The sequence below is a fragment of the Nocardioides sp. genome, from assembly GCF_016462705.1.
Lineage (GTDB): Bacteria > Actinomycetota > Actinomycetes > Propionibacteriales > Nocardioidaceae > Nocardioides.
Genome location: NZ_JAEMSS010000151.1, coordinates 1 through 10,304 on the forward strand (window position 1 = coordinate 1; position 10,304 = coordinate 10,304).

Annotated in this window: 9 protein-coding genes; 7 read left to right on the plus strand and 2 right to left on the minus strand. The window is 74.5% G+C overall.

Translation table 11 applies throughout. The features are described 5' to 3' along the window. The 5 genes from JHD21_RS16795 to JHD21_RS16815 form a co-directional block, all read left to right on the plus strand. Positions 1-3,322: serine hydrolase (locus JHD21_RS16795; RefSeq protein WP_365696282.1), on the plus strand; the 3,322-nt coding region annotated here is incomplete at its 5' end. After that, the gene (locus JHD21_RS16800) at positions 3,319-4,548 is read left to right on the plus strand and encodes a M20/M25/M40 family metallo-hydrolase (protein WP_292677524.1); all 1,230 of its coding nucleotides are present in this window, start codon (positions 3,319-3,321) and stop codon (positions 4,546-4,548) included. The genes JHD21_RS16795 and JHD21_RS16800, both read left to right, overlap by 4 nt. Positions 4,549-4,571: 23 nt before the next feature. Continuing rightward, positions 4,572-5,456 (plus strand): GNAT family N-acetyltransferase, encoded by an 885-nt coding sequence (locus tag JHD21_RS16805; RefSeq protein WP_292677525.1) that lies wholly within the window; start codon positions 4,572-4,574, stop codon positions 5,454-5,456. Next, on the plus strand, positions 5,453-6,559 hold the full coding sequence (menC, locus tag JHD21_RS16810) for an o-succinylbenzoate synthase (protein ID WP_292677526.1): 1,107 nt from the start codon (positions 5,453-5,455) through the stop codon (positions 6,557-6,559). The genes JHD21_RS16805 and menC overlap by 4 nt, the downstream gene beginning before the upstream one ends. Positions 6,560-6,579: 20 nt before the next feature. After that, on the plus strand, positions 6,580-8,256 hold the full coding sequence (locus JHD21_RS16815) for a helix-turn-helix domain-containing protein (protein WP_292677527.1): 1,677 nt from the start codon (positions 6,580-6,582) through the stop codon (positions 8,254-8,256). Positions 8,257-8,267: 11 nt separating this feature from the next. Here the strand turns inward: JHD21_RS16815 and JHD21_RS16820 are convergent, their stop codons facing one another. Both JHD21_RS16820 and JHD21_RS16825 read right to left on the minus strand, forming a co-directional pair. Then, entirely contained in the window at positions 8,268-8,618 is a 351-nt protein-coding gene (locus tag JHD21_RS16820; RefSeq protein WP_292677528.1) for an MmcQ/YjbR family DNA-binding protein, read from the minus strand. A gap of 10 nt (positions 8,619-8,628) precedes the next feature. Beyond that, a complete protein-coding gene (locus JHD21_RS16825) occupies positions 8,629-9,285 on the minus strand; it encodes a hypothetical protein (protein WP_292677529.1) in 657 nt (218 codons plus the stop codon). Positions 9,286-9,472: 187 nt separating this feature from the next. On the opposite strand from JHD21_RS16825, the gene JHD21_RS16830 reads away from it, so the two are divergent. Both JHD21_RS16830 and JHD21_RS16835 read left to right on the plus strand, forming a co-directional pair. Next, positions 9,473-9,865, plus strand: coding sequence for a hypothetical protein (locus JHD21_RS16830; RefSeq protein ID WP_292677530.1), 393 nt, complete (start codon positions 9,473-9,475; stop codon positions 9,863-9,865). Next, positions 9,862-10,304 (plus strand): hypothetical protein (locus JHD21_RS16835; protein ID WP_292677531.1); only part of this gene is annotated, 443 nt, incomplete at its 3' end. The genes JHD21_RS16830 and JHD21_RS16835, both read left to right, overlap by 4 nt.

The following is a 10,304-nucleotide window of genomic DNA, read 5'->3' on the forward strand; positions in this document are numbered from 1 at the left end:
GCCCACCAGCCAGACCACTCGTCGCCTGCGCATCGAGGACCTCGTCGACCTCGCGGTCCCGTCCCAGCCGGCGCTCTCGCCCGACGGGTCGCGGGTGGTCTACGTGCTGCGCACCCTCGACGTCGAGGACGACCGCAACGTCGACGAGCTGTGGCTGGTCGGCACCGACCCGTCCCAGGGGGACGCTCCCCACCGGCTCACCCACGGGCCGTCGGACAGCGCACCTACCTGGTCGCCCGACGGCGGCCGGGTCGCGTTCCTCCGGGCGGGCCAGCTCGCCGTGCTCGACGCCGCCGGCGGTGAGCCCGAGGTGCTCACCGACCTCCCTCTGGCTGCCGGCGCCCCGCAGTGGAGCCCGGACGGACGGCGGCTGGCGTTCACCGCCCCGGTCGACCCGACCGGCGGCGGCGACGGGCCGATGGTGTCCGACGGCACCGACTACCAGGCCGACGGCGCCGGGATGTACGGCGCGGTGCGCAGCCAGCTGCACGTCGTCGACGTCGCGACCCGCGAGGTCCGCCAGCTGACCGACGGACGTCAGCACACCGCCGCGCCGCAGTGGAGCCCGGACGGCACCGAGATCGCCTTCACCCAGGGCCCCGCGGACCGGTTCCGGATGCCCGTCCACGTGCTGGCCGTCGACGAGCCGCACGCCCGCCCACGGGTGGTCGCTCTCGCCGACGGCATCGCGGCCGCGGCGACCTGGACGCCCGACGGACAGGCCCTGCTCGTCGTCGGCTACCCCGGCGACCCGGTCGGCCACGCCCACCTGCTCCGGGTGCCCCTCGCCGGGGGCGAGCCGACCGACCTGGCCGCGGCACTGGACCGCAACGTGATGGCCGGCGCCCCGGCGTACCCCGGCGGGCTGCCGGTGGAGCACGACGGCCGGGTCTGGTTCTGCCTCCGCGACCGCGGCTGCACGCACCTGTGGTCGGTGGCCGCCGACGGCAGCGACGCCCGGGCCGTGCTGGACGGGGCCGGGCGGGTCGTGTCGGGGCTGTCCGCCACCGCCGGCCGGGCCGCGCTCGCGCTGGCGACGCCGACGTCGTACGGCGAGATCGCCGTGGTCGACCTGGCCTCCGGCACCGAGACCGTGCTGACCGACCACGGGGCTCCCCTCGCCGACGTCCGGCACCACCCGCGCGAGGCGCGGACGTTCACGATCTCCGACGGCACGGAGGTCGAGGCCTGGCTCGTGCACGACCCGGAGCAGGAGGGTCCACGTCCGGTGCTGCTCGACATCCACGGCGGACCCCACAACGCGTGGAACGCCGCCGCCGACGAGATCCACCTCTACCACCAGGAGCTGGTCGAGCGCGGCTGGGCCGTGCTGCTGGTGAACCCGCGCGGGAGCGACGGGTACGGCGAGGCCTTCTACGACGGCGTCCGCGGTGCGTGGGGGACCGCGGACGCCGGCGACTTCCTCGAGCCGCTCGATCAGCTGGTCGACGACGGCCTGGCCGACCCGGACCGGCTCGCGGTCGCCGGCTACAGCTACGGCGGCTTCATGGCCTGCTGGCTGACCGGGCACGACGACCGGTTCGCGGCGGCGGTGGCCGGCGGGACGGTCAGCGACCTGGTGAGCATGTACGGCACCAGCGACGACCTGTGCCTGAGCGCCTACGAGCTCGGCGGGACGCCGTGGGACGAGCCCGAGCGGTACGCCGCGATGTCACCGCTGAGCAGGGTCTCCGACGTCCGCACGCCCACCCTGGTCCTCCACGGGGCCGAGGACCGCACCTGCCCGCTGAGCCAGGCCCAGCAGTGGCACACCTCCCTGTGCGAGCTCGGCGTCCCGACGCAGCTGGTCGTCTACCCGGACGCCTCGCACGTCTTCATCCTGCTGGGGCGGCCGTCCCAGCGCCTCGACTTCAACCGGCGGGTGCTCGGCTGGATCGAGCAGCACACCACCGGCGGGGGCCGGCCGCGGCTCGACGAGGCGCACTGGCAGCAGCGGCTGGCCCGGCTCGCCGAGCGGCACCACGTGCCCGGCGCCCAGCTCGGCCTGCTCCGGGTCGGGCCCGGCGGCGCCCCCGATGAGCTGGTGCGCACGGCGTACGGCGTGCTCAACGTGCGCACGGCGCAGCCGGTCACCACCGACGCGCTGTTCCAGATCGGCTCGATCACGAAGGTGTGGACCGCGACCGTCGCGATGGCGCTGGTCGACGAGGGACTCCTCGCCCTGGACACCCCGATCGCGGAGGTCCTGCCCGAGCTCCGGCTGGCCGACCCCGACGTGACGAAGTCGGTCACCCTGCGGCACCTGCTCAACCACACCAGCGGGATCGACGGGGACGTGTTCACCGACACCGGGCGTGGCGACGACTGCCTGGAGAAGTACGTCGAGGTGCTCGGCGAGGCCGGCCAGAACCACCCGCTCGGCGCCACGTGGTCCTACTGCAACTCCGGCTACGCCCTGCTCGGCCGGGTCATCGAGAAGGTGACCGGCCAGACCTGGGACCAGGCGATGCGGGAGCGGCTCTACGCGCCGCTCGGCCTGGACCACACCGTGACCCTCCCCGAGGAGGCGCTGATGTTCGCCGCCGCGATGGGCCACGACGAGCAGGATGGCGAGCTCGCCCCTGCCCCGGCGTGGCAGCTGCCGAGGTCGATCGGGCCGGCCGGCCTGGTGACCTCGACGGTCGCCGACGTGCTGGCGTTCGCCCGGATGCACCTGACCGGCGGCCTCGCCGCCGACGGCACCCGGGTGCTCAGCGAGGAGAGCGCCGCCGCCATGGCCGCGCACCAGGCGGACCTGCCGGACAAGATCGTGCTCGGCGACTCCTGGGGGCTGGGCTGGATCCGCTTCGGCTGGGGCGAGCACCGGCTGATCGGCCACGACGGCAACACCCTCGGGCAGGCCGCCTTCCTGCGGGTCCTGCCCGACCCGGTCCACGGGGGCGGGCTGGCCGTCGCGCTGCTCACCAACGGCGGCCACACCCGCGACCTCTACGAGGACCTCTACCGGGAGATCTTCGCCGAGGTGGCCGGCGTGCAGGTCCCCGAGCGCTTCGCCCCGCCCGCCGAGCCGGTCGAGGTCGACGTGACGCCGTACGTCGGGCGCTACGAGCGGACCTCGGTCATCATGGAGGTGGAGGAGGGGCCGGACGGGCCGCTGCTGCGCACCACCCTCACCGGCCCGTTGGCGGAGCTGGTGCCGGACCCGGTCGAGGAGCACGCGCTGGTGCCGGTCGGCCCCGCGCTGTTCGCGGTGCGGCCGCCCGAGGCCGAGACCTGGGCACCCGTGACGTTCTACGAGCTGCCGACCGGCGAGCGCTACCTGCACTTCGGCGTCCGCGCCACCCCACGGGTGGGCCCGTGACCGCGGAGCTGGGCGACGACCTGCACGAAGACCTGCACGAAGACCTGCACGAAGACCTGCTCGGCGGCCTGCTCGACGACCTGCGGGTCATGGTCGAGTGCGAGTCGCCGTCGGCCGACCTCGCCGCGGTCGCCCGGTCGGCCGACGTGGTCGCCCGGGTCGGCGCCGCGCGCCTCGGCGTACCTCCCGAGCGGATCGTCCTGGACGGCCGCACCCACCTGCGCTGGCGGCTGGGCGATGGGCTCGGCAGTGACGGGGCACGGGTGCTGCTGCTCGGGCACCACGACACGGTGTGGCCGATCGGCACCCTGGCCCGGCGCCCGTTCGCCGTCGAGGACTCGCCGCACGGCGCGGTGGTGCGCGGGCCCGGCTGCTTCGACATGCTGGCCGGTCTCGCGATGGCCTTCCAGGCCGCGGCCGGGCTGTCCGGCGTCACCCTGCTGGTGACCGGCGACGAGGAGCTCGGCTCCCCCAGCTCCCGCGGCCTGGTCGAGGACGAGGCCCGGGCCGCCGTAGCGGCGTTGGTGCTCGAGGCGTCGGCGGACGGCGGCGCGCTCAAGACCGAGCGCAAGGGCGTCTCGCTCTACGACGTCCGGGTCGCCGGCCGTGCCGCGCACGCGGGCCTCGAGCCCGAGCGCGGCGTCAACGCGGCCGTGGAGCTCGCCCACCAGGTCCTGGCCCTCGCCGGCCTCGGCGACCCCGAGGCCGGGACCACCGTGACACCGACGGTCACCGTGGCCGGCACGACCACCAACACCGTGCCCGCGTCCGGTTCGGTCGCCGTCGACGTCCGGGTCCGGACCCTGGCCGAGCAGGAGCGGGTCGACCGGGCGGTGCGGGGGCTGCACCCGGTGCTGCCCGGTGCGACCCTGGAGGTGCTCGGCGGCGCCAACCGCCCGCCGCTCGAGTCCTCCGCGTCCGCCGAGCTGTTCGCCCGCGCCTGCGCGGTCGCCGCCCGGCTCGGCCTGCCGTCGCTCCGCGGGGCCGCGGTGGGCGGTGCCTCGGACGGCAACTTCACGGCGGGGGTCGGGACGCCGACCCTCGACGGGCTCGGCGCCGTCGGCGGCGGGGCGCACGCCGAGGACGAGCACGTCCTGGTCGACGCCCTCCTCGGCCGCACGGCGCTCCTCCGGGCCCTGCTCGAGGAGCTGCTGGCCGACCCCGTGGCCGGCACTGTGGACGACCCGACCAAAACCGTCGCGACCTCTGGTGCGGCCCGACCATGACCGCCCCCGAGGAGACGACCAGCATGGATCTCGTGATCGACCGGACGACCGAGCCACCGCGGGCCACGACCCAGGTCGACCGCGCGGTGCAGGCCGCCGACGCGGCGGCCCGGGCCGCGGGCGTCTCGGTACGCAGCCTCGAGCACCTGGCCGACCTCGAGGGGGTCGTGGGCCTGTTCACCGGGATCTGGGGCCGCTCGGACAACCCGCCGATGACCCTGGAGCTGCTCCGGGCCCTCACCAAGGCCGGCAACTACGTCGGTGGCGCCTTCGACGGCGACCGCCTGGTGGGGGCCTGCGTCGGCTTCTTCCACGCGCCGGGTGAGGACGCGCTGCACAGCCACATCGCGGGCGTCTCCGACACCGGCCGGCACATCGGGTTCGCGCTCAAGCTGCACCAGCGGTCGTGGGCCCTGCTGCACGGCGTCTCCGAGATCGCGTGGACGTTCGACCCGCTGGTCGCACGCAACGCGTACTTCAACCTGGTCAAGCTGGCCGCCACCCCGACGGAGTACCTGCCCAACTTCTACGGCCCGATGGTCGACGCCATCAACGGCGACGACGACTCCGACCGGCTGCTGGTCCGCTGGCGGCTCACCGACCCGCACGTGACCCGGGCCTGTGCGGGGCAGAACGTGGGCGCGTCCGCCGAGGACGAGCTCGCGGCCGGGGCCGCCGTCGCGCTCGGGGTGGGTGCCGACGGCGGCCCCGCACCCGGGGCGCTCGAGGGCCGGACCGCGCTGGTCGCCGTGCCGCCGGACATCGGACGGCTCCGGGAGGCCGACCCGGTGCTGGCCCAGCGGTGGCGGGTCGCCGTACGCGAGGCCCTGACCGGCCTGGCCGCGCATGGCGGCCGGATCGACGGCTTCGACCGGGCCGGCTGGTACGTCGTGCGGAGCGGACGATGAAGCTCACGGGTGTCGAGCTGCGGCGGATCGCGATGCCGCTGGTCGCACCGTTCCGCACCTCGTTCGGCACCGAGACCCAGCGCGACGTCCTGCTGGTCCGCGCCGTGACCGACGACGCCGAGGGCTGGGGCGAGTGCGTCGCCATGGCCGGGCCGCTCTACTCCTCGGAGTACGTCGACGGCGCCGTCGACGTGCTCCGCCGGTTCCTGGTCCCGCGACTGGTCGCCGGCGGACCGTTCGGCGCCCACGAGGTCGCCGGCCGGCTGGCACCGGTCAAGGGCCACCGGATGGCCAAGGCGGCGCTGGAGATGGCGGTCCTCGACGCCGAGCTGCGCAGCGAGGGGAGGTCGTTCGGTCGCGAGCTCGGCGCCGTCCACGACCGGGTGCCGTGCGGGGTGTCGGTCGGGATCATGGACTCGGTTCCCGAGCTTCTCGACGCGGTCGGCGGCTACCTCGACGAGGGCTACCTGCGGATCAAGCTCAAGATCGAGCCGGGCTGGGACGTCGAGCCGGTCCGAGCGGTGCGCGAGCGGTTCGGGGACGAGGTGCTGCTCCAGGTCGACGCCAACACGGCGTACACGCTCGCCGACGCCCAGCAGCTGGCCCGGCTCGACGCGTTCGACCTGTTGCTCATCGAGCAGCCGCTGGACGAGGAGGACGTGCTCGGCCACGCCGACCTGGCCAAGCTGATCCGCACCCCGGTGTGCTTGGACGAGTCGATCACCTCGGCGCGCGACGCCGCGGCCGCGCTCCGGCTGGGGGCATGCCAGATCGTGAACATCAAGCCGGGCCGGGTGGGTGGCTACCTCGAGGCGCGCCGGATCCACGACGTGTGCGTCGCCCAGGGGGTCCCGGTGTGGTGCGGCGGGATGCTGGAGACCGGTCTCGGCCGGGCCGCCAACGTGGCGCTGGCCGCGCTGCCCGGCTTCACGCTGCCCGGCGACACCTCGGCCTCGGGCCGGTACTACGCCGGCGACATCACCGAGCCGTTCGTGCTGGACGACGGGCACCTGCGGTTGCCGGACGGCCCCGGCCTGGGGGTGGCACCGCTGGAGGACCGGCTGGCCGAGGTGACCACCGCGACGGAGTGGCTGCCCGTGTGACGTTCACCTACGGTCGGGGGATGCAGCACGCGGGCGGCGCCCGGCCGCGCTCCAGCCTCGGCCGGGTGCTCGACGACCTGGGCGCCACCCTGCTCGACCTGGCCCACGGCGACCCGGAGCACGCGGGCGAGCTGGGCGGAGTCGTCATCCACGACCCGCTCGACCGACCGGTGCTGCCATCGCGGGCCCTGGTCCTGGGCGTCGGCGTCGAGACCGCGGACCAGGTCGTCGAGCTCCTGGGGGAGCTGCACCGCCAGGGCGCGGTCGGCCTGGTGGTCCGCGCCCCGGTCCCGCTCACCGACGACGTACGCCGGGCCGCCGACGAGGCCGGCGTTGCGCTGCTGGGACTCAGCCGCGGCGCCCCGTGGGGCCACCTGGCCGAGATGCTCCGCTCGGTGCTCGCCGAGGGCGACGTCGGCACCGCGGAGCCGGAGTCGCTGGGCGGCCTGCCCTCGGGCGACCTGTTCGCCGTCGCCAACGCGATCGCCGCTCTCCTCGACGCACCGGTCACCATCGAGGACCGCAGCGCCCGGGTGCTGGCGTTCTCCGGCCGCCAGGACGAGGCCGACCCGTCCCGGGTCGAGACGATCCTGGGCCGGCAGGTGCCGGAGCGGTACTTCCGGATCCTGACCGACCGGGGCGTCTTCCGCGACCTGCACCGCAGCGAGCAACCGGTCTTCATCGAGCCCGTCGACGCCGAGCACGAGGGCTTCTCCAAGCCGCGGGTCGCGATCGCCGTCCGCGCCGGGGACGAGGTCCTCGGCTCGATCTGGGCGGCCGTCCCCGGACCGCTGAGCGACGAGCGCACCGAGGCGCTGCGCGACTCGGCCAAGCTGGTCGCCCTGCACCTGCTGCGGGTCCGGGCCGGCGCCGACGTCCAGCGCCGGGTCCGCGCCGACCTGCTCAGCTCCGCGCTGGAGGGCGGCCCGGGGGCCCACGAGGCCCTGGAGCGGCTCGGCCTCTCCGGCCAGCGCCTCCTGGTGCTCGGGATCGCCCTCGACGAACGCGACCTGGCCGTCGCCGACCCGGACGCGGCCTCACTGGTCCACGAACGCCGGCGCCTCAGCGACGCCTTCGCCCTGCACCTGGGGTCGGTGCACGCCCGCTCGGCCGCCGCGGAGATCGGGGGCGTGACTTACGGCCTGCTGCCCCTGACCGGGCCGTCCGAGCAGGGCGAGGCGCGCGCCCTGCGCATCGTCGAGGACTTCCTCGACCGGGTCGGCGACCGGCTCCCCACCCTGGCCGCCGTGGGACCGGTGGCCTCCGACCTGTCCGGGCTCGCGCACGGCCGCAGCGCGGTGGACCGCACGCTGCGGGTGCTGCGGGAGGGCCGCACCGACCTGAGGGTCGGGCGCCTGGACGAGCTCCAGGGGGAGGCGCTGGTGCTCGAGCTCCGGGACCTCGCGACCTCCCGCGGCGACCGGCCCAGCGGGGCCCTGGCCCGGCTCGTCGACTACGACCGGCGCCACCGCAGCAGCCTGGTCGCGACGCTCCGGGCCTGGCTCGACGCCTTCGGTGACGTGGTCACCGCGTCCGGGACGCTGTTCGTCCACCCCAACACCTTCCGCTACCGGCTCCGCCGGGTGGTCGAGGTCGCCGAGGTGGACCTCGACGACCCGGACCAGCGGTTCGCGCTGATGCTCCAGCTGCGTGTGCTGCGACCGGACACCCGGCCGGACACCCGGCCGGACGCCTGACGGCGGCCGGCTCAGCTCGGGAGCACGTCCGCGCGGGCCTCGACCAAGGCGTCGGACGCGGTGAGCCGCCACGCCTCGAAGGTCAGCTCTGCGAGCTCGTCGCGCGGCACGCCCTCGAGGCGGACGACGACCCAGCCGAACCCGTAGGCCGTGTACTGCACCTCGAACACCTCCGGCCGCTCGGCCACCAGGGCCTGCTGCTCGGCGATGGTCTGCTTCAGCCCGACGGTCCGGGTCGGCTCCCACAGGTAGCCGAAGGTGCGGCCCCCGACCTCGAACCTGCGGTAGCGGCCGTGGTCGGACTCGACGACCTCGTCGAGCTGGTGGGCCAGGTCGAGGAAGTCGCCGATCCCGCTCGTCACGCAGCCGAAACTAGCGCCACCTGAACGACGCGAGCACCGATGCCACCAGTGCCTCGGTGGCCGCGGGATCGGCGCGGTCGAGGTCCATCTGGATCGAGATCACCCGCCCGTCGTGGTCCAGGCCGATGTCGTGCTGGATCTTGGTGTCGCCCTTCTCCCACCACTGCACGTAGTAGCCCGGCGCGCCGTCGAGCAGGACGTTGTCCTGGCGCTTGACGATGGCGCCCTCGGGCAGCGTCCGGTTGTGGAACTTCACCTGCTCGTCGAGGGACGCGGGCGACGCGAAGTTCTCGCGGTCACTGAGCGAGATGACCTGGGTCGAGGGCACGTGCCCGGCCGCGGAGGCGTAGGTGACGATGTCGGGGATCCGCTCCCACTCCCCCACGGGGACGTTGACCTGGGAGGTCTCCTCCTCGAGCAGCAGACCGGCGGCCGGCGTGACGGCCGGCTCGGTCGGCTCGCTGGTCGCGTCGGTCGGCTCGCTGGTCGCGTCGGTGGGCTCGCTGGTCGGTTCGGTCGTCGGGTCCGCGGTCGACCCGGTCGTCGGGTCGGACGCCGACGGCGACTCGTCGGGCTCCCGGGGTTCCTCGTCGCTGCAGCCGAGCAGCAGGACACCCACCACCAGACCCGTCGCGACCCACCTGAGCCCCCGCCCGGCTCTCGACACGTGCACCACACCCTTCGCTCCCGAGTTCGCCTCCGAGCCGACCCGAGCGGGACCGGCGGCGCCGGAACCACGGTATCCAGTGGCCCGTCGGACCCGGGAGACGTGAGGTGTTTGACTTCTCGGCGACGCGGGTAGGCCCGAATCGCCCCTGGATCGGTCCGGGATGACCGGGGATGAGAGGAACGACGTGTTCACAGCGGGAGAGTTGCGCTCCTTCGGGTTCACCGAGGAGCTCGTGGACCGCATCATGCGGTTCCTCGACACCAGCGCCGCCGACCTGAGCAGCTCCAAGCCGGAGTCAGTCGTGCAGACGGCGTTCGGCGGTGCACCGGCGAGCGTCACGTGCTCCGGCCACGCGGGCAAGGCGCGCCAGCACGTCGTCGACGCCATCAACGACATGGTCACCGGGCTGCACCGCTACCACTCCTCGCTCGACGGCATGCGGCGCCGTGCCCTCAGCGTCGACGACACCAGCGAGGCCGACATCAACCGGCTGATCGTGCGCGCCGAGGACTGCGCGGCCACGCCGACGGTGGGCTCCCCCAGCCAGTGCGTCGCACCGACCGGCGGTGACTCATGACCCGCGGGCCCCAGCAGCAGCGGCTGCGCGACTACCTCGAGCACGCCAACCAGGTCGAGCTGCGCACCGCGTCGAGGCAGTGGATCGAGGGCCAGAACGTGCTCCGGATGATCGGCCAGGAGCTCGAGCGGATGTCCGGCGACATGGCCAGCAGCGACGACGAGGCGTTCCAGGGACGCACCGCGGACGCGGCTCGGGAGTCCTTCGTGGTGTCGGCGCAGGCGATGGCCAGCAAGGCCGACCAGCTCAAGCAGGGTGCCGACGCGTTCGAGACGGCGGCGAAGGCACTGGACACCGCGATCGCCGAGCGCGACGCTCTCGCGGGCAACGACGGCGCGCAGCCACCCGTCCGGCCCCAGACCCCGCCCGGCTCGACCGAGCCCGAGGACGTGCGCGCGCAGCGCGACTTCGACACCCAGAACGCGCGCTACTGGGAGCG